The organism is Mesorhizobium argentiipisi (SeqCode), assembly GCF_037179585.1.
Lineage (GTDB): Bacteria > Pseudomonadota > Alphaproteobacteria > Rhizobiales > Rhizobiaceae > Mesorhizobium > Mesorhizobium argentiipisi.
Genome location: NZ_JAPYKO010000023.1, coordinates 47454 through 67257, shown reverse-complemented (window position 1 = coordinate 67257; position 19804 = coordinate 47454). Strand labels below are relative to the sequence as shown.

At 63.0% G+C, this 19804-nt stretch carries 19 protein-coding genes and 1 pseudogene; 9 read left to right on the top strand and 11 right to left on the bottom strand.

Features of this window, described 5'->3' with window-relative positions:
* Nucleotides 1-35: 35 nt before the first annotated feature.
* Nucleotides 36-275, bottom strand: coding sequence for a hypothetical protein (locus O7A05_RS25720; RefSeq protein WP_337095739.1), 240 nt, complete (start codon nt 273-275; stop codon nt 36-38).
* A gap of 111 nt (nt 276-386) precedes the next feature.
* Nucleotides 387-554 carry a Thivi_2564 family membrane protein gene (locus O7A05_RS25715; protein ID WP_337095737.1) on the bottom strand — a complete coding sequence of 56 codons (168 nt, stop codon included), beginning with the start codon at nt 552-554 and terminating at the stop codon, nt 387-389.
* Nucleotides 555-759: 205 nt separating this feature from the next.
* Between O7A05_RS25715 and O7A05_RS25710 the strand changes: the two genes are divergently transcribed.
* Nucleotides 760-924 (top strand): DUF3309 family protein, encoded by a 165-nt coding sequence (locus tag O7A05_RS25710; protein WP_095768421.1) that lies wholly within the window; start codon nt 760-762, stop codon nt 922-924.
* Between the two features lie 557 nt (nt 925-1481).
* On the top strand, nt 1482-2705 hold the full coding sequence (locus O7A05_RS25705; RefSeq protein ID WP_337095736.1) for an anion transporter: 1224 nt from the start codon (nt 1482-1484) through the stop codon (nt 2703-2705).
* A gap of 215 nt (nt 2706-2920) precedes the next feature.
* Here the strand turns inward: O7A05_RS25705 and O7A05_RS25700 are convergent, their stop codons facing one another.
* The 5 genes from O7A05_RS25700 to O7A05_RS25680 all read right to left on the bottom strand — a co-directional run bounded on the left by O7A05_RS25700 (nt 2921) and on the right by O7A05_RS25680 (nt 7282).
* A complete protein-coding gene (locus tag O7A05_RS25700; RefSeq protein WP_337095735.1) occupies nt 2921-4000 on the bottom strand; it encodes an HPP family protein in 1080 nt (359 codons plus the stop codon).
* Between the two features lie 336 nt (nt 4001-4336).
* Nucleotides 4337-4645 (bottom strand): cupredoxin domain-containing protein, encoded by a 309-nt coding sequence (locus tag O7A05_RS25695; protein ID WP_337095734.1) that lies wholly within the window; start codon nt 4643-4645, stop codon nt 4337-4339.
* A complete protein-coding gene (locus tag O7A05_RS25690; RefSeq protein ID WP_337095733.1) occupies nt 4642-5166 on the bottom strand; it encodes a DUF4142 domain-containing protein in 525 nt (174 codons plus the stop codon). Before O7A05_RS25690 ends, O7A05_RS25695 begins: the two co-directional genes overlap by 4 nt.
* A 108-nt stretch (nt 5167-5274) precedes the next feature.
* On the bottom strand, nt 5275-5973 hold the full coding sequence (locus O7A05_RS25685; protein ID WP_337095731.1) for an RNA polymerase sigma factor: 699 nt from the start codon (nt 5971-5973) through the stop codon (nt 5275-5277).
* A 136-nt stretch (nt 5974-6109) separates the two neighbouring features.
* Nucleotides 6110-7282, bottom strand: a complete 1173-nt coding sequence (locus O7A05_RS25680) for a cystathionine beta-lyase (protein WP_337095729.1) — start codon at nt 7280-7282, stop codon at nt 6110-6112.
* Nucleotides 7283-7743: 461 nt separating this feature from the next.
* On the opposite strand from O7A05_RS25680, the gene O7A05_RS25675 reads away from it, so the two are divergent.
* The 5 genes and pseudogenes from O7A05_RS25675 (at nt 7744) to O7A05_RS25655 (ending at nt 12900) form a co-directional block, all read left to right on the top strand.
* Nucleotides 7744-8772 (top strand): amino acid ABC transporter substrate-binding protein, encoded by a 1029-nt coding sequence (locus O7A05_RS25675; protein WP_337095728.1) that lies wholly within the window; start codon nt 7744-7746, stop codon nt 8770-8772.
* 62 nt (nt 8773-8834) lie between these two features.
* Nucleotides 8835-10022 carry an amino acid ABC transporter permease gene (locus O7A05_RS25670; protein ID WP_337095727.1) on the top strand — a complete coding sequence of 396 codons (1188 nt, stop codon included), beginning with the start codon at nt 8835-8837 and terminating at the stop codon, nt 10020-10022.
* Nucleotides 10023-10026: 4 nt separating this feature from the next.
* Complete coding sequence (locus O7A05_RS25665; protein ID WP_337095725.1) at nt 10027-11184, top strand: amino acid ABC transporter permease; 1158 nt, start codon at nt 10027-10029, stop codon at nt 11182-11184.
* A gap of 128 nt (nt 11185-11312) precedes the next feature.
* Nucleotides 11313-12062, top strand: coding sequence for an amino acid ABC transporter ATP-binding protein (locus O7A05_RS25660; RefSeq protein WP_176477089.1), 750 nt, complete (start codon nt 11313-11315; stop codon nt 12060-12062).
* Nucleotides 12063-12233: 171 nt separating this feature from the next.
* Nucleotides 12234-12900: pseudogene (locus O7A05_RS25655) on the top strand (TIGR02117 family protein).
* 57 nt (nt 12901-12957) lie between these two features.
* Here O7A05_RS25655 and O7A05_RS25650 read toward each other — a convergent pair.
* A complete protein-coding gene (locus tag O7A05_RS25650; RefSeq protein WP_337095724.1) occupies nt 12958-14190 on the bottom strand; it encodes an FAD-dependent monooxygenase in 1233 nt (410 codons plus the stop codon).
* A gap of 15 nt (nt 14191-14205) precedes the next feature.
* Entirely contained in the window at nt 14206-14451 is a 246-nt protein-coding gene (locus O7A05_RS25645; RefSeq protein WP_337095722.1) for a zinc-finger domain-containing protein, read from the bottom strand.
* A 251-nt stretch (nt 14452-14702) separates the two neighbouring features.
* Between O7A05_RS25645 and O7A05_RS25640 the strand changes: the two genes are divergently transcribed.
* Complete coding sequence (locus O7A05_RS25640; RefSeq protein ID WP_337095721.1) at nt 14703-16898, top strand: RNA degradosome polyphosphate kinase; 2196 nt, start codon at nt 14703-14705, stop codon at nt 16896-16898.
* The gene (gene ppx, locus O7A05_RS25635; protein ID WP_337095720.1) at nt 16895-18430 is read left to right on the top strand and encodes an exopolyphosphatase; all 1536 of its coding nucleotides are present in this window, start codon (nt 16895-16897) and stop codon (nt 18428-18430) included. Before O7A05_RS25640 ends, ppx begins: the two co-directional genes overlap by 4 nt.
* A gap of 7 nt (nt 18431-18437) precedes the next feature.
* Here ppx and O7A05_RS25630 read toward each other — a convergent pair whose 3' ends face one another.
* Both O7A05_RS25630 and O7A05_RS25625 read right to left on the bottom strand, forming a co-directional pair.
* Nucleotides 18438-18860 (bottom strand): DoxX family protein, encoded by a 423-nt coding sequence (locus O7A05_RS25630; RefSeq protein WP_337095718.1) that lies wholly within the window; start codon nt 18858-18860, stop codon nt 18438-18440.
* Nucleotides 18861-18995: 135 nt separating this feature from the next.
* Nucleotides 18996-19418: a DoxX family protein gene (locus tag O7A05_RS25625; protein WP_337095717.1), complete on the bottom strand. Its 423-nt coding sequence runs from the start codon at nt 19416-19418 to the stop codon at nt 18996-18998.
* Between the last annotated feature and the right edge of the window lie 386 nt (nt 19419-19804).

Below are 19804 nucleotides of genomic sequence, written 5' to 3'. Positions count from 1 at the left end.
TTGTAATGGTTCCGCGCCGGCGCAAGGAGCAAGGGTCAGTCGGGAAATTTGATCGGCTCCTTGCGCCGATAGGCGCGGCACTCGCCGTGCTTAGTCGGAACCGTCGTCGAGACTGATACTTCCGGCCAGTCGCACTCGTTGCCGAACTGCCGAACGAACCGGTCATAGGTGTTCGGACCCGTGGTCAAGACCGCGGCATGATCGCCTTTGATCAGCGCCTGCGTCTGCGCGCAAGTCATCGCGCGCGTGTCTGGCCCGGCGTAGGCGGTGCTCACGTTGCACAACATTGCGCCGGCCCACAAGATTTTGGCTGCGGTGGATGCGATCGACGGGGTTCTCATGGGACACCGGCTTTTGAAGTTCCGGGTGTCGAATATGGATCGCGGCTAGAACACCGCAAGATATTTGAGCAGCGAAATGATGCCGATGATGATGACGATGATCTGCGCAATCTGGCGCGCGCGGGCGTCGAGTGGCAGGCGCTGCACGAGATAGAGCACCAGGATCACCACCAGGAAGGTGATCAATATGCCGATAAGAATGGATGCGCCCATGTGCCTGCCTCCTTCCCAATGTGCCCGGATGGGCAGGCCCCAACGTTGCAAGCTGCGAAATCGTTCCGCGCGGCTTAGGCCCGCCGGACGCGTCGGCGCAAACAACGGGCGGCCGCCAGCGTCGGGCGGAACATGCGCGCAGTTCGGGAGTTCACTTCCTCAATAGCGAAGCGCGGGACCGCACAGTCAGAAAGAGGAAGAGACCATGGGCCTCGGCACGATTCTCATCATCATTCTCATTCTCGCCTTGCTTGGCGGCTTCAGCGGGCTTGGCGGCGGACCGTTCTACGGAACCGGTTATTATGGCGGCGGCGGCCTCGGGCTTGTCCTGGTTATCGTGATCATCCTGGTGCTGCTCGGTCGGATCTGACAGCCCACGGCGCGAGCGGGCCTCAGATATCGCGAGGTCTGGCTACGTCGGAATTTAATCACAGCAGGCTCGGGCGATGCCGGAAGTTTCCGCAACTGCGGCGTTTGGCGGCCGACCGGCACTCCACGATCTCGCTAGCCCTGACGCCCGCTGCATTCGAGGCAGACGATGCTGTGTCCAGGACAATTCAGCCTGTGCGTGCCTTCCGGGCAGCAATGACCGTTCGAGCTCAGCCAGCGCGCGCAAACGAAAACCTTCTTGGCCCCGTGACAGCGGGAGCATTCCTGCGGACGCACCAATTCCTCCTTTGACGGAATGCGATGTTCCGCTTCAACGACCGTGTTCATCCGTTTAGTCCCCAACGCCTGGATTATCGGTCATATATGTTAATTCACCATTCTTTACATTAGGGTTTATGAATGTGAAACCCACGAAAGCGTTATCGCACTTCATGTGCTTGCGCGCTTTCCCTTTGCGCTGCCCTTGCTAAATGTGGGGCCGCTCCACGCAACGGCAGATTCTGCCGGGCACGGCAGGCAACGGGAACTTTCTTAGCAATGACATGGACAGGCGCGGGCGCGCTTTTCATCCTGGTAGCCACCTATGCCGGCGTCGCCGTCGGCCGCATCCCGGGCCTGCGGCTCGACCGCGCCGGCATCGCGCTGCTGGGTGGCGCGGCCATGATCGCCATCGGCGCGATCGGCATCGAGGAAGCCTACAAAGCCATCAATTTCGACACCATCACGCTGCTGCTCGGCATGATGATCGTGGTCGCGCATCTGAAAGTTTCAGGCGCGTTTCGCGCGCTTGGCGGCTTTGCCATCGAGCATGCCCATGCGCCTTTCATGCTTTTGGTGATGGTGACGCTGTTGACCGGCGTGCTTTCTGCCTTCCTGGTCAACGACGCGATCTGCCTGGTGATGGCGCCGATCGTGGTCCATGTCACACGGGTCATCAATCGCAACCCGGTGCCTTACCTCATCGCCACCTGCACGGCCTCAAACTGCGGCAGCGTCGCCACCATCACCGGCAATCCGCAGAATATGGTGATCGGCGCGCTGTCGGGCATTTCCTATCTGGCCTTCACGCTGGCGCTCGCGCCAGTGGCGCTGTTCGGCCTGCTCTGCGTCATCGTCATCGTGCGCATCGTCTACCGCACCGAATTCTCTCGCCCTGCAGAGCTCAGCCCGGAAGTCTATCGCGGCCGCATGTTGCCCGGGCAGGTGCTGAAGGCCACCATCGTCTGCGTGTTGCTGGCGCTCGCCTTCTTTGCCGACGTACCCGTTGCCAAGGCGGCGCTGATTGCCGGCGCCTTCCTGCTGGTCACCCGGGCAATCAAGCCGCGGCGCATCTACCGCGAGATCGACGGGCCATTGCTCTTCATGTTCGCCGGCCTTTTCGTGGTGGTGGCTGGCGCCGAGCGCGCGCTGCTCACGCCCGATATGATCGCCTGGGCGAAGAATATCGGCCTCGACGATGTCTGGCGGCTCTCCGGCTTCACCGCGGTGCTTTCCAACATCATGAGCAATGTACCGGCGGTGCTGGCGCTCCGGCCCTTCATCCCCGGCTTGGAAAATCCGGAGCGCGCCTGGCTGGTCGTCGCGATGAGCTCGACGCTTGCCGGTAACTTCACGCTGCTCGGCTCGGTCGCCAATCTGATCGTCGCCGAGCAGGCAAAAGCGGCCGGCAAGGAGCTTTCCTTCTCCGCTTTCTTCAAGGTCGGCCTGCCGCTGACGCTGGTGACGCTTCTCGCCGGCACCGCTTGGCTTGCCTGGTCCTGAAAGGCGCTGTCCCGGCCGCGGATAGCACTGACCGGGAAAGTCCAGGTCTAAGCATCCTCTTTGCCTGCCATCCGTACCCGCACCAGCGTCGCGGCGGCGCAAGCCGATCTATGATGGCACATGGACGCATGTCACCCGGCCGGCTGCGATAAGACGAGCGGCGCGGCGCTCGATCGAATGGCGAGCGGGGACATCCCTGGGTGATCGGTCTAGCTCTATGCCACCGCTTTGAGCGGCGCCGATGCCTGTACGCGCGCGGCCGCCGCCAGTAGGTCGGTCTGAGTGATCAGTCCGAGAATATGCCGCTCGCTATCGACGATCACCACGGCATGGCTGCGGCCGTCGGTCAGCACCGGCAGCAGGCTCATCGCCGGCGTGTCGGGTGAGGCTGTGCCGGCTTTCGACATCACCCCTTTCACGGCGTCGGTCGCTCGTGTCAACTCGCGCAAGCCGACCGCGCCGGTGAGACGGCCGTTCGTGTCGAGCACCGGCAGGGTGCGGATGTTGTGGTCGATGAGTTGTTTGCGCGCCTCGTCGGCGGAGGCTGTTTCCGTCACCGAGATCACATCGCCGGACATGATGTCCCGGCAAAGCAGCGTGCGCTGCGAGCGCACCATGGCCTGCAGTTCGACCTGGCGCAGCAGGCGCTCCAGGTCGTCACGGTCTATGTCGAAGGTCTCGTCGAGCGCCGACAGCGCGGCGTCGACATCCTCGGGCCGGAAGCCGACGCGCTCTGCCGGCGGCCGGTCGGCGGTACCGTGCCCGCTGGCGGCGGGCACATGCGCATGCGGATAGTTGCGTCGCGACAGCTTATGGAAGAGGAAGCCGAGCGCCACCAGGATGGTCGAATTCAGCGCCACCGGCACGAAGGGAAACAGGAAGCTGGCAGCGGCAACGGCCGGTCCGCCGAGCACGCCGGTAAGGGCCGCGGCGCCGCCCGGCGGATGCAATGAGCGTGTGAACGACATGGCGGCGATTGCCAGCGCCACCGCAAGGCCGGAGGCTATCACCGTGTCATGCACAAAATGCGCCACCGTCACGCCGACCAGCGCCGAAATCGTGTTGCCGCCGACGATCGACCAGGGTTGCGCCAGCGGGCTCGACGGAACGGCAAAGAGGAGCACGGCGGACGCGCCCATCGGCGCCACCAGCATCGCCACAAGTGGGCCGCTGCCCATTGCAAGTCCGCTGATCATGCCGGTGAGCGCGATGCCGATGGTCGCGCCGATGCAGGCAAGCAGCCGTTCGCGAAGCGTCGCGCCGGCAAGGATCGGAACGAAAAGGCGAAAAGCCATGACAGGCCCTGTCAAACGGGGAAATCTTGTGCGGTTGGCAATGCCGCCAAAGGCGTAAGTTGGAAAGCTAAACCAATCCGTTTCGTCGGCGGCGAGGAGAATATTATTGCACGATGCGGAGCCAGTGGCGTGCCGCCAACGGCCTCCACTTTGCCAATCGCGTCAAGCCTTTACGACGGTTTGCGGAATCGGTTCGGCAATTCCCCCGAATGTCCTAGCCTCGGCGAAAAGTGTGCTGGTGCGGCACCGCAATCCGGCATGACCATTGCGGGAAAGTCCAGCGAGGCGCTGCGCGCGCCTCTCCCTTCGAGGTGACTGATCAAAGGGACCAGCTGATCAAGGCGCCACCTCGACATGGCCTTTCATATTCGGATGAAAGCGGCAGAAATAGTCGACCGCACCCGCGGCCTTGAGCGTAACCTTGCCCTTCGACTTTGCCGGGATCATCACATCCCAGCCGCCTTTGACCGTGGCGGTGTGGGCGATCACGTCCTTGTTCGTCCACTCGATCGTGTCGCCGATCTTGGCCTGGACGCTTGCCGGCAAAAAGACCAGCTTGTCGATCGTCACCTCTATCGTCGCCGGGAGCGCTGGCGACGCGATGAGCACCGTCGCCAGCATCGGCGCAAGAAGCAGCGGCCTCATTTCAGCATGCCGGCGACATGTTCGGCATGCTGCTCGTGTCCCTGGAATATCTTGAGACCGGTCTCCAGCAGGCTCTTCAACTCGGCATTGTTCGCCGAAGGGATGAGTAGGGTTTCGAGCGCGCCGTCGACTTGCTTATGATAGGCCACCTCGTTGTCGATATAGGCCTTGTCGAACGCAGCCCCATTCAGCTTCGCCAGCTTGGCGCGTTCTTCCTTCGCGGCCTTGGCCAGCGCCTTGCTGGTGTCGTTGTTCTCGGGTGTGACCTTCAGCTTCTTCACCAGGTCGAGTGCCTGCTTGTTCACCGCCTCATGGTCGCGCTCCATGTCTTTGGCGAAGTCCACGACTTCCTTGTTCTTGGACTTCTCGATCGCCAGCTTGGCCGTTTCGATGTCGATCGTGCCAGCCGTATAGGCGATGTGGGCGATCTGCGGGTCGGTGGGCTTTTCGGCGGCTAGCGCCAGCGGGGACGTGCTCACGAAGAAAAGGGCGGCGAGGGCGGCGGTCGGTCGCATAGTCATGGGATCTCCTTCGCCCGGCGGCGCTGGCCTCGGGCTTCATTTGGTGTTGACTGCCATTGGATGCGGGCGACAACGAAACGTTCCCGGAAAAAGATCGGGAGATCGAAATTACGGCTCGAATCCCAGCCTTTTCATCACCGCCTGCGTCAGCCGCTCGCAGCGACGACCGGCGAAGGGGAAGGCGTCGAGCAAAACCGGGCCGATCTCATCGTCGAGCGCCTTGCGCACCAGCGCTCGCGCCCGGTGCAGCCTGGTCTTCACCGTCTCGGGCTTCACGCCCAGCAGATCGGCGGTTTCCTCTATGCTGAGGCCCTCGATGACACGGGCCACGAAAACGGTACGATAGTCATCGGGAAGGCTGTCGGTCGCCCGTTCGACAAGCCCGAGGATCTGCCGCTGCGCCATCGTCCGCTCCGGATCATCACCTGGATTCAAGTCGTTTTGGTTCAAGGGAAACCGGATGATCTGCGCCTCCGGATTTCCGGGCATCGCCACGGTGCGCCTGCGCTTGCGCAGCCGGCCGAGCGCTTCGTTGATGACGATGCGCGACAGCCAGGTGGAAAGCGAAGCCTCGCCGCGAAAGCTGCTGAGACTAGCGAAGGCGCGCATATAGGCCTCCTGCACGATGTCCTCGGCCTCGGCGTCATTGCGTACCACGCCGCGCGCGATGCGGTAGAGCCGCTGGTTGTGCGTCTTGATGATGGCGCGGAACGCATCAGGATCGCGCGCAAGCGCCCGGCTGACCAATGCTCTGTCACCGGCCTCGGCCGCACCAATTTCGGCGGCTTCAATAGCAGGCTGTCTCATCTCGCCCCGATCTCCCGGCAATGTTACATGCGCGATTGGATGCGCCTGCCGACAAAAGGTTCCCGAACGGGTTGCACCGGCCATGCTACCCTTGGGCAGAGGCTTGTCTGGTCGGAATCTTCCGCTGATCAGGCCGTCACTCGGCGGCAGCCGCCGCGGCGAGGCCGCGGAGAATGTCGGCCTTCAGGTCCTCGACATCCTCCAGCCCGACCTGCAGCCGGATCAGCGGGCCGGCATACGAACCTTTGGCAAGCGTGCGGTCGCCAAGAATGACCGGAACGGCGAGACTCTCATAGCCGCCCCAGGAATAGCCGAGCCCGAAGATCTTGAGGGCATCGAGAAAAGCGTGCTGCGCCTTCTGTCCGCCGCCCTTGAGCACGACCGAGAAGACGCCGCTCGAGCCGCAGAAATCGCGTTTCCAGAGCGCATGGTCGGGATGGCTTTCAAGCGCCGGGTGCAGCACTTGCGCGACGCCCGGCTGCTCCTCAAGCCATCGCGCGATATCGAGCGCGCTCTTGCGGTGATGCTCGAGCCGCACCCCCATGGTGCGCAGGCCCCGCAGCACCTGATAGATGTCGTCGGGTCCCGAACAGCAGCCCAGCGTGCAGAAACTCTCGTAGAGCTGCCTCCAATAGGTCTCGTTGGCAGAAACCGTGCCGAGCAGCACATCGGAATGGCCGGCCGGATACTTGGTCGCCGCATGGATCGAGATGTCGACGCCATGGTCGAGCGGCTTGAAGTAGAGTGGCGTCGCCCAGGTGTTGTCCATCATAACGATAGCGCCCGCGGCATGCGCCGCCTTGGCGATCGCCGGGATGTCCTGCACCTCATAGGTGTTCGATCCCGGCGATTCGGTGAACACCACCTTGGTGTTGGGCTTGATCAGCGATGCGATGCCGGCGCCGATGCGCGGCTCGTAATATTCGACCTCGATACCGAGCCGTTTCAGCATCATATCGGCGAAGTGGCGCGTCGGGTGATAGACGCTGTCGACGATCAACAGGTGATCGCCTGCGGCAAGGAAGGCGAGCAGCGGCACCGTCACCGCTGCCAGCCCCGAAGGCACCGCGATCGTGCCGGCCGAGCCTTCCAGAGCATCGACGGCGAGCGTGAGCGCATCCATCGTCGGCGTGCCGCGCGTGCCGTAAGTGTATTTCTGGCTGCGCCCTGCCATCGAGGCGGCGTCGGGATAAAGCACCGTCGAGGCATGCACGACCGGCGGGTTGACGAAGCCGAAATAGTCGCGCGGGTTGTTGCCGGAATGGGCAAGCAGCGTGTTGATGCCCATTTCGATGACGTCTCTAGCCATTGTTCGTCGCCTGTCGAATGATGTCAGGGACCAGCCATAAAGCGGCGGCAAGGCCCGCGCAACCGCGCCGGGCCCGCCAAAAGCCGGTCTTTCGCTAGGCCAATCTACCGGCGTGCGCGCCCAAGAAGCACGGCTATTGCCGAAGCGGATTTTACTGCCCGGCCATGGATTCGCGGCGATGCAACTTGACTGATTTGTTTGCATGGCTTGCCGGTTTCATGGCGCTCCTGTGCGCAATTCAGGCATTCGCGGCAATTGCTTTTCAAACCTCCCGGGATTCGGTCATTTCCCTTGACCTCACAGGAATAATCGCCTTCGATGCGTTTCGTGAACGGGAGGCAGCGCATCGTTACCGATGCGGGTCCGGGAGTGGGCCTCAAGTGGGAGCTGCGTTCACAAACGAAAAGATCAAGCGTCGCCTGGCAGCAGGGGCGCCTATGACAGAAAAGGGTCTGTGGGTCATGAAACACATTGCAATCGGCATCCTTGGCGTCGCCGCGCTCGGGTTCATGGCGTCCGCCGCTTCGGCCGGCACGCTCGATACCGTGAAGCAGAAGGGCTTTATCCAGTGCGGCGTCTCGACGGGCCTGGCCGGCTTCTCGGCGCCGGACGACAAGGGTGAATGGAAGGGCATCGATGCCGATTTCTGTCGCGCCGTCGCGGCCGCCGTCTTCGGTGATGGCTCCAAGGTTAAGTTCACGCCGCTCAGCGCCAAGGAGCGGTTCACCGCCCTGCAGTCGGGCGAGATCGATATCCTGTCGCGTAACACCACCTGGACCAGCAACCGCGACAGCGCGCTCGGCCTCGATTTTGTCGGCGTCACCTATTATGACGGCCAAGGCTTCATGATCAACGCCAAGAAACTGCCGGGCGTGAACTCCGCGCTGCAGCTTTCGGGCGCCGCCGTCTGCGTGCAGAGCGGCACCACGACCGAGCTCAACCTCGCCGACTACTTCAAAAAGAACAAGATGGAATACAATCCCGTCGTGTTCGAGAAGCTGGAAGAAGTCAACGCCGCCTATGACGCAGGCCGCTGCGATGCTTACACCACCGACCAGTCCGGCCTTTACGGCATCCGCCTGACGCTGTCCTCGCCGGCCGACCACGTCGTGCTGCCCGAGATCATCTCCAAGGAGCCGCTCGGCCCGGCCGTGCGCCAGGGCGACGACCAGTGGGCGCATATCGCGCGTTGGACATATTTTGCGCTGCTCAACGCCGAAGAAGCCGGCATCACCCAGGCGAATGTCGACGAGATGAAGACGTCGACCGACCCGAACATTCAGCGTATCCTCGGCACCGAGCCCGACGGCAAGTACGGCGCCGATCTCGGCCTCTCCAACGACTGGGTCGTCAACATCATCAAGGCTGTGGGAAACTACGGCGAAATGTTCGAGCGCAACGTCGGCTCGGGCAGCCCGCTCAAGATCGCGCGCGGCATCAACGCGCTGTGGACCAAGGGCGGCCTGCAATACGGTCCGCCGATCCGCTGATTGAAACGTGATCCGGGAGGCAGGTCGTCTGCCTCCCGGTTTCTCTTTCCAGAGGACGGTCCATGGCTTCGCAGGAAATACTTCGCGAGGAGCCGAGCCGCGGCTCCTTCATCAATGACCCGAGAATACGCAGCCTGTTTTTTCAGACGCTGGTTGTAATCCTACTGTTCAGTTCGATCTGGTGGATCGTCCACAACGTCATCGAAAACCTCCAGCGTTTGCACATCGCGTCAGGCTTCGGTTTCCTCAGGAGCAGGGCCGGCTTCGACATTTCCGACACGCCAATCGCCTACACGTCCGACTCGACCTATTTCCGCGCACTTGTCGTCGGCTTGCTCAACACGATCATCGTTGCCGTCGCCGGCATCGTGCTCGCCACGATCGTCGGCTTCACCATCGGCATCGGCCGCCTGTCGCAGAACTGGCTGATCCGCAAGATCTGCACGGTCTATGTCGAGATCTTCCGCAACATCCCGCCGCTCCTGGTCATCTTCTTCTGGTATTCCGGCGTGCTCGCCGTGCTGCCGCCGCCGCGCGAAAGCATCCATCTGCCCTTCGGTTCCTTTCTCAATCAGCGTGGCTTCTACTTGCCGCGGGCTGTCTGGGGGGACGGCTCCTGGCTGATCGGCGTCGCATTGCTGCTGGCCATTGCAATGGCTTGGTTCGTTGCCCACAGGGCGCGGCAGCGGCAGAAGGCAACCGGTCAGCAATTCCCGGTCTTCTGGACGTCGGTCGCTCTCATCGTCGGCCTGCCGGCGCTCGCCTTCCTCCTCGGCGGCATGCCGCTGGCCTTCGATTTCCCGAAGCAGTCGACGTTCAACCTGACCGGCGGCTTCTGGATCAAGCCGGAATTCCTGTCGCTGCTGCTGGCGCTTTCTTTCTACACGGCGGCCTTCATCGCCGAGATCGTACGCGCCGGCATCCGGGGTGTCAGCAAAGGACAGACCGAGGCGGCGGCGGCGCTCGGCCTGCGTTCCGGCCCGATTCTGCGGCTGGTGGTTATCCCGCAGGCGATGCGCATCGTCATTCCGCCGCTGACCAGCCAGTATCTCAACCTGACAAAGAACTCCTCGCTGGCGATCGCCATCGGTTATCCCGATCTTACCGCAACCGCCGGCACGGTGCTGAACCAGACCGGACAGGCGGTGGAGGGCGTGTTCATCATGATGATCGCCTATCTGGTGCTGAGCCTCGTGACGTCCTTTGTCATGAATATCGTCAACGCCAGAATGGCGCTGGTGGAGAGGTAGGGCCATGCAGGAACACGACATGTCCTGGGTGCGCACCGAGATGGTGCTGGCGCAGCCGGCGCCGCCCGAAGAACGCGGCGCCTATGCCTGGGTGCGCAAGAACCTGATCGGCTCGGTCGGCGACACCATCCTCACCGTGCTGGGCATCGCCATCGTGCTGTGGATCGTGCCGCAGGTTATCAACTGGGCCTTCATCAACGCCCAATGGAGCGGGCCGGACCGCACGGTCTGCACCACGGCCGCGCAAGGCGGCATCCAGCCCGATGGCTGGACCGGCGCCTGCTGGGCCTTCGTCAACGCCAAATTCGGCCAGTTCATGTTCGGTACTTATCCCATCGAAGAACGCTGGCGGCCGATCCTGGTCGCCATACTGTTCGTGGCGCTGCTGGTCCCGATGCTGATCCCGCGCGTGCCGCGCAAAGGGCTGAACGCCATCCTGCTCTTCGTGGCGCTGCCGATCGTCTCCTTCTTCCTGCTGATCGGTGGCGCGTTCGGCCTGCCGTATGTCGAGACCGCGCGCTGGGGCGGTCTGTTGATTACCCTCAGCCTCTCCTTCGTCGGCATTGCCGTGTCGCTGCCGATGGGCATCGTGCTGGCGCTCGGCCGCCGCTCGAAGATGCCGATCGTCAAATGGCTGTGCATCGTCTTCATCGAGATGGTGCGCGGCATTCCATTGATCACCGTGCTGTTCTTCGCCAGCGTCATGCTGCCGCTGTTCCTGCCGGAAGGCGTCACCTTCGACAAATATCTGCGAGCCTTGATCGGCGTGTCGCTGTTTGCCGCCGCCTACATGGCGGAGGTGGTCCGCGGCGGCCTCCAGGCAATCCCGAAAGGCCAATATGAGGGCGCCGACTCGCTCGGCCTCGGCTACTGGCAGAAAATGGGCCTGATCGTGCTGCCGCAGGCGCTGAAGCTGGTCATCCCCGGCATCGTCAACACCTTCATCGGCATGTTCAAGGACACCAGCCTGGTGCTCATCATCTCGATGTTCGACCTGCTCGGCGTGGTGAAGCAGAATTTTGCCGATGCCAACTGGGCGACGCCGCAGACCGCCAGGTCCGGCCTAATCTTTGCCGCCTTTGTATTCTGGCTGTTCTGCTTCGGCATGTCGCGCTATTCAATGTACACCGAACGCCGGCTCGACACCGGCTACAAACGCTGATGCATGTCGCCCAAAGTATAGCGGTTTTGGGGTGACGACATGCATCAAATCAAACGATAAAAGGGGAACCAGCCATGGCCACCGAAAACGCCGTCAGCGCGGAAGAGATCAAGGTCAACGCCGCCAAGATGCACATCTCCACCACCGATGTCGCCATCGACATCGTCGGCATGCACAAATGGTATGGCGAGTTCCATGTGCTGAAGGACATCAACCTCAAGGTGATGCGCGGCGAGCGCATCGTCATTTGCGGTCCCTCCGGTTCCGGCAAGTCGACCATGATCCGCTGCATCAACCGGCTGGAGGAGCACCAGAAGGGCAAGATCATCGTCGACGGCAAGGAACTCACCAACGATCTGAAGAAGATCGACGAGGTGCGCCGCGAGGTCGGCATGGTGTTCCAGCACTTCAACCTGTTCCCGCATCTCACCATCCTGGAAAACTGCACGCTGGCGCCGATCTGGGTGCGCAAGATGCCGAAGAAACAGGCCGAGGAAATCGCCATGCATTTCCTCAAGCGCGTCAAGATACCGGAACAGGCCAACAAATATCCGGGCCAGCTCTCCGGCGGCCAGCAGCAGCGCGTGGCGATCGCGCGCTCGCTGTGCATGAATCCGCGCATCATGCTGTTCGACGAGCCGACCTCGGCGCTCGATCCGGAAATGATCAAGGAAGTGCTGGAGACGATGGTGGGGCTGGCGGAAGAGGGCATGACGATGCTCTGCGTCACCCACGAAATGGGCTTTGCTCGCAAAGTCGCCAACCGCGTGATCTTCATGGATCAGGGCCAGATCGTCGAGCAGAACACGCCGGCCGAGTTCTTCGACCATCCGCGCCATGAACGCACAAAACTTTTCCTATCGCAGATCCTGCACTGAGCGGGCGCAATCGCTAATTTTCGGAAGCCCGGCTGGAAACAGCCGGGCTTTTTTTGCATTCGGGCGATCGGACAAGGATCTGCTCATTTTTGGTTGACGCTCCGGAATCGTCGGGCCTGATCGTCAGGCCTTCCTGGAATCGCCCCAGACAAGATGGAACTACCGCATCCGATGAGACGAGTCCTGCGATATCTGGTGATGCTCTTGGGAGCGGTAGTGCTTGCCGCTGCGCTCGGCACGCTGGTGCCGCGTCCGCTCTGGCCGGCTGCACGGGCCGAAGGCGAGGGGACGCGGCACATATTGGTGCTGAGGAATCCGATTCACACCGACATTGCGATACCGGTCGATGATGACGTGCGCCGCCGATTTGCCTTCCTGGTCGATGCCGGCCTGCCGACCGACGCGTCGGAGGCGCGATTTCATCTTCGGCTGGGGCGGCCGCGCCTTCTATCTGGACACGCCGACCTGGTCGCAACTGAAGGCCATGCCGGTGCTGAAGGCGCTTACGCTCGACGCCGCGGTGATGCATGTCGACGTTGCGGGCGCTATTCTTGAGCCGCATCCGGATGTGGCCGGCTTTGACATCGATAAGGAACATTTCTCGGCGCTGCTCGACTATATCGCGGCAAGCTTCCGGCAGGGGCCTGGCGGACCGGTGCCGATCGAAAATGCGGGCTATTCAAGTTACGACCGTTTCTACGAGGCCAACGGCCATTTCAACGGGCTGGTCGGCTGTAATACGTGGGCGGCGGCGGCATTGCGCACTGGCGGCATCCGGACAGGTTGGTGGAACCCGCTGCCGGTGTCATTGGGTTGGTCGCTGAGCCTGTATAATTAGAAGCGCCTCATTCCTTCGCCTCCCTCTGTCCTGCCAGTCTATCCGGCCGTCGGCGCGCTACCGCCTCACTACCTTCCGCTCTTCCCAGCCATAAAGCCAGTCCAGGTCCGCGGCGAGCTTATCCGCCGGCCGCGCCGCCAGCACCAGGTTGCGCGCGATCGCCACAGGTCCCCAGGCGTGCCAGGCCAGCCGATTGAGAGCGCCGCGTTTCAGCACCTTTTCGACGCGCGGGCGTCTGAGATTTTCCCAGATGGCGAGGCCCTGAGCTGGATCGCCGGGGAAGTCGGCAACGAGATTGGCGAGCATCGCGGCGTCCTCGATCCCCATCGCCGCGCCCTGCGCCGCGAAGGGCGTCATGGCGTGCGCGGCATCGCCGATCAGTGCCACTCCCTCCGACATGGTCCAGCGCCGCTGCGCGACCGTGTGGATGGGGAAGGCCGTCCACGGCCCGGCAAGCGCCGCCAGCTTCGCCAGCGTTGCCGCCGTGCTCCGCATGGCTGCTGAAAGTATGGCGGGATCGGCATACCCGGACCAGCCTTCGGCGATGCGCTCGCCCTTGGTGAAGGCCGCCAGGTTGAAGGCGCTGCCCCTGCTCACCGGATAGGCGACCATGTGGAAGCCGGGATGCAGGAAGGTGGTGACGCAGTCGGCAGCGCCGATTTGCATAAAGGCCTGGCCGGCGGCGCTTTCCGCCGGGGCCGTCGCGCGCCAGGCGAGTTCGCCCGAAAAGCGGCTTGCCGCAAAGCCGGTCGTCCGGGCAAGCTGGGCGCGAACCGACGACCAGACGCCGTCGGCTGCGACCAGCAAACCGCACGAGACATCCGTCGCTTTGCTGTCGATTTCGACCGTCGCGGTAACGCTGTGCGGGTCGAAGGCAATGCCGGTAACGCTCGCGCCGGTGATAAGCTGGATGTCCGGCCGCAGCGCCACCGCCGCCATCAGCGCCGCCTGCAGGTCGGCGCGGTGCGCCACGAGATAAGGCGCGCCCCAGCGCTTTTCTGCCGCTTCCCCAAGCGGCACGCGCGCCAGCTCTCGCAGGCTCCTTGCATCCTTCAGCACCACCGCTTGCGGCCGGATCGCATTGGGCAGCAGGCTATCGAGCACGCCGAGCCGGCGCAGGATGCGGGTCGCGTTGGGGGAAAGCTGGAGGCCGGCGCCGGCCGCTTCGAGTTGCCTGGCCTGCTCGAACAGTCTTACCGGGAAGCCACGCTCGGCAAAGGCAAGCGCCGCCGTCAGCCCGGAAATACCAGCCCCGGCGATGACGATCTGCCGGGACGGTGTTTCAGTCATGGTCGAAAGGGGCGATCAGGCGGCCTGGTCGACATAGAGGCAGCCGGCCGGCTGCGTTTCCGTCGCCTTCAGCGATGGCGAATAGCGGTAGAGCGTCGAGCAGTAGGGGCAGACCTTCTCATCGTCGTCGCCCATGTCGAGGAACACATGCGGATGGTCGAAAGGTGGGTTGGCGCCGGTGCACATAAATTCCTTGACGCCGATCTCGATGAACGGATGGCCCGCGTCGTTCTGGAAATGGGGAATGCTGCCGCCTGCCATCGTCGTCTCCAATTGGGTTCGGCCAGTGGGTGTGACCAGCCTGCATCTGGAGCATAACAGCCCAGTTTGCAAGATCGATGAAATCAAACTGTCGCAAAAGCCTGGCAGAGGATAAGTTGAGCCGGTTAAGCGGGTGAGGCCGGTGTCGGAGCGATTCCGTGACGATCATGCGTCACAAAGACATGCTAGAGCGTCGCCGAACGCCAATATGCGGCGCTCCCAAGGACGGTTGCGAACAAGAGCGGGAAACCATGAACGAACTGAAGCCGGTGCAGAGCGAGTTCATCACCGTCGAGGCGGCCAGCCCGGACGGCGGCAATCCCGACCGTTTCGTCAACCGCGAATTCTCCTGGCTGCAGTTCAACCGCCGCGTGCTGGAAGAATCGCTGAACGAGCATCATCCGCTGCTCGAACGCGTGCGCTTCCTGTCGATTTCGGCCGCCAATCTCGACGAGTTCTTCATGGTCCGCGTCGCTGGCCTTGCCGGCCAGGTGCGCGAGGGCATCGCGCTGAAAAGCCCGGACGGCCGCACGCCCGAGCAGCAGCTCGAGCAATTGCTGCGCGAGGTCGAGCGCCTGCAAGAGGACCAGCAGAAGAGCCTCTCGGTGCTTATGACCTTGCTCAACAAGGAAGGCATCGAAAGCATCACCCGTGACGCGCTCACCAAGGATGAGAAGGCCTGGCTGGAGGAACATTTCCAGGAGCAGGTTTTCCCGGTGCTGACGCCGTTGTCGATCGACCCGGCGCATCCGTTCCCCTTCATCCCCAATCTCGGCTTCTCGATCGCGCTGCAACTGCGCCATCGCAAGAATGGCGAGGAGATGAGCGCGCTGCTGCGCCTGCCGGTGGCGCTCAGGCGTTTCATCCGCTTGCCCGACCGCAAGCACCATGTGCGCTTCATCCCGCTGGAGGAAGTGGTCGGCATCTATATCGGCAAGCTTTTCCCCGGCTATGAGGTCAAGGGCTCCGGCACGTTCCGCATCATCCGCGACAGCGACATCGAGGTCGAGGAAGAGTCGGAAGACCTGGTGCGCCTGTTCGAAACGGCGCTGAAGCGGCGTCGCCGCGGCTCGGTTATCCGCATCGAATTCGACACGCTGATGCCGGCTGCGTTGCGGGACTTCGTCGCCGGCGAGCTCGGCGTTTCGTCGAGCCGTATCAGCGTGCTCACCGGTCCGCTGGCGCTTAACCAGATATCCGAGATTGTCGCCATTCCGCGCGACGACCTCAAATTCACGCCCTACAATCCGCGCTTCCCGGAGCGCATCCGCGAGCATGGCGGCGACTGCTTCGCCGCCATCCGCGAGAAGGACATCGTCGTCCATCACCCCTACGAGTCGTTCGACGTGGTGGTGCAGTTCCTGCGCCAGGCCGCCGCCGACCCGGAAGTGGTGGCGATCAAGCAGACGCTCTACCGCACCTCCAACGACAGCCCGATCGTGCGCGCGCTGATCGACGCAGCCGAGGCCGGGAAGTCGGTCACGGCGCTTGTCGAGCTCAAGGCGCGCTTCGACGAGGAAGCCAACATCCGCTGGGCGCGCGACCTTGAACGCGCCGGCGTGCAGGTCGTGTTCGGCTTTCTGGAATTGAAGACGCACGCGAAGATGTCTTTGATCGTGCGCCGCGAGGATGGCCGGCTGCGCAACTACGTGCATCTCGGCACCGGCAACTACCACCCGGTTACCGCCCGCATCTACACCGACCTGTCCTTCTTCACCACCGACCCGACGATCGCGCGCGATGTCGCGCAGCTCTTCAATTTCATCACCGGCTATGCCGAGCCCGCCGAGGAGATGCGCCTTGCCGTATCGCCCTTCACGCTGCGCAAGCGCATCCTGAAACACATCTCGGACGAGATCGTCCATGCCCGTGAAGGCCGGCCGGCGCGCATCTGGATGAAGATGAACGCGCTGGTCGATCCGACCATCATCGACGCGCTTTACGACGCCAGCCGCGCCGCCGTCGAGGTCGACCTCGTCGTGCGCGGCATCTGCTGCCTCAGGCCGCAGGTGCCGGGTCTTTCGGAGAACATAAGGGTCAAATCGATCGTCGGCCGTTTCCTCGAGCACAGCCGCATCTTCTGCTTCGGCAACGGCCACGGCCTGCCGTCGGACGAGGCGATCGTCTACATCTCGTCCGCCGACATGATGCCGCGTAATCTCGACCGCCGCGTCGAAACCCTGGTGCCGATCACCAATCCAACTGTGCATGAACAGGTGCTTGGCCAGATCATGCTGGGCAATGTCATGGACAACCAGCAAAGTTTCGACGTATTGGCTGACGGCACCTCCCGGCGCGTTGTGCTGGAGGAGGGCGAGGAGCCGTTCAACGCGCAGGAATATTTCATGACCAATCCGAGCCTGTCCGGACGGGGCGACGCGCTGAAATCGCATGCGCCCAAGCGCATTGCCCAGTTCAAGCGCCGCAAGAAGAACGCCGCCGCGTGATTGCAGTTTCCCAGGGCCGGCTTCAGGACCGGCGGCCGCTGTCGATCATCGACATCGGATCGAACTCGATCCGCCTTGTCGTCTATGAGGGGCTGGCGCGCTCGCCCACGCTCCTGTTCAACGAGAAGATGCTGGCGGGCCTCGGCCGCGGCATCGTTTCGACGGGCAAGCTCGACCCTGAGGCGGTGACGCGCTCGATGGAGGAATTCCGCCGGTTCCGCGCGCTATCGGACCAGGCAGGCGCCGAGCACATGTACGTGCTGGCTACCGCCGCGGCGCGCGAGGCGGGCAACGGCCCCGATTTTATCCACCGCGCCGAAGATGTGCTGAAGACCGAGATCCGTGTGCTCACCGGTCGCCAGGAAGCCTATTATTCGGCGCTCGGCGTCATTTCCGGCTTCCATCCGGCCAACGGCATCGCCGGCGACCTGGGCGGCGGCAGCCTCGAGCTGATCGATATCAATCGCGAGGCGATGGGCGACGGCATCACGCTGCCGCTCGGAGGCCTGCGCCTGCAGGACATGGCGAAGAACTCGCTGGTGCAGGCGCAGAAGATCGCGCGCCAGGAGCTGGCGCGGGCAAAGCTGCTCAACGGCGGACAGGGCAGGGTCTTCTATGCCGTCGGCGGCACTTGGCGAAACCTCGCCAGGCTGCACATGGAAATGATCAACTATCCGCTCGGCGTCATGCATCACTACGAGATTTCGGCCGACAACGCGCAGACCTTCCTGAAGCAGGTGGCCAGGGGCGAGGTCGAGAAGGTGCGCGGCATCGAGGGCGTTTCCAAGAACCGCCGCTCGCTCCTGCCTTACGGCGCGGTCGTGCTGCAGGAGATCATGGCGGCGATGCAGCCCTCGAAGATCGTCGTTTCAGCCCAGGGCGTGCGCGAGGGCTTCCTCTATTCACTGCTCGACGCCGAGGAGCAGAAGGCCGATCCGCTGATATCGGCGGCCGAGGAACTGGCGCTGTTGCGCTCGCGCTCGGTGCACCACGCACATGATCTGGTCGAATGGACCGGGAAGGCGTTCAAGGCCTTCGGCATTGACGAGACGGAGGACGAGGCGCGCTACCGCCATGCAGCTTGCCTGCTCGCCGATATCGGCTGGCGCGCGCATCCGGAATATCGCGGCAGGCAATCGCTCAACATCATCGCGCATGCCTCCTTCATCGGCGTCGATCACCCCGGCCGCGCCTATCTGGCCCTGGCCAACGCCTATCGCCATGACGGCATCTTCAACGACGGCATCGCTCCCGAGATCAAGGCGCTGGCGCCGCCGCGCCTGCTCGAGCGCGCCCGCGTGCTGGCGGCGATGATGCGCGTGGTCTACTTGCTCACCGCGGCGATGCCCGGCGTGATGCCGAGGCTGAAATGGGAAAGCCGCGGCAACGGCGCGCTCGCGCTGGTGCTGCCGGCCTCGCTCGCCGACCTTTATGGCGAGCGCCCGGCCGGCCGGCTGGCGCAGCTCGCGCGCATCACCAACCGGCGCCTGGTGCTGGCGGTCGAGGGCGGACCAAGTGTGTCGGTGAAATAGGGCCGGCTCACGTCACTTCGGCGCCGATCCCGAAACCGCGCCCGTCCGCCGACCATGCGCCGGCGCCGGCCATGGCGAGCGCCAGGAAGCCGCCGGCAATGGCGATGTCCTTCATCAGCATCTGCTGGTGCAGGAAGGCGAGGGTTGCATCGTCGCCGCCTTGGCCGTAATGGCCGATGAAGCCGGCGGCTACGCAGAAGGCGGCAAGCAAAAGCGCCACGATCCTCGTCTGGAAACCAACAAGGATCAAAAGCCCGGCAATCAGCTCGAACAGGCCGGTGCCCCAGGCCGCAAAAGCCGGCAGCGGCAGGCCGAGGCCGGCAAAATAATTGGTCGTGCCGCCGATATTGGTGAGTGCCTGGAAGCCTGATGGCACGAAGAGCGCGGCAAGAAGGAGCCGCGAGACCAGAAGCAACGCATTGCGGGGCATTGGTCATCTCCCTTGCCGGCATCAGGCCGGCTGCCGGCGCAGTCTACGCCTACAACCGGAAAACGAAAAAGCAGTGCGGAAAATTCCGCACCGCTTTCGTTTCAGTTTGGGAGGATCAGTATGGGAGGAAAAAGATCAGCCGCGCTTGGCGTCGATCGAATAGGCGCCGGCGCCCGAAGAGGCGAGCAGGATGAAGCCGCCGGTGATGGCGAGGTTCTTGAGGAACTGGATCATCTGCATCTGGTCGGCCCAGCCGGTGTGAGCGACCAGCCCGGTGGCGATCGTGAAGATCGCGAGCACCCATGCGGCGATCCGCGTCTGGAAGCCGACAAGAATGGCAAGGCCGCCAAGCAGCTCGATCAACCCAACAACGACGGCGGTTACGGTCGGCAACGGCAGGCCGAGGGCGCCGAAGTATCCGGCGGTGCCGGAAATGGCGGTGAGCTTGCCGAAGCCGGAAAGCAGGAAGATGACGGCGAGCAGAATACGACCCAGGAGGATCGTTGCGGAACTGTTGGACGCGATGCCGTTGCCGGCGACGGAAGAGTTGGTGGACATGGCGGTTCTCCGAACGGGTTGAATGCTCCGTCAGATAGACGACGAAGACTGTTCACTAAAGTCGCCTATGCGGCGACACATTGTTCACAGAAAAATGTTCCTCTCTCCCGCCGACGCACGCGAAAATCGTGTGGTCAGGTCAAGTTAGGGAGCAAATTGTGCTGTCAAAAAATCCCTGTCGCTTTGTCATCCACCGGCGGAGCAAGGAGCGAAGCGACGCGCGCAGACCCTGGAAACTATGCCGTGAGGTCAGAACAGCCGTTGCGATGCAGATTCTGCTCCGCTGCGTCCTTCGGTTCAGGTGACGGCATGGAGGGTCGCCGCGACGGAGCTTCGCTCCTGCTTCGTCCATACATAACGACCTGGTGGGGCCTTCGCGCCGCGAA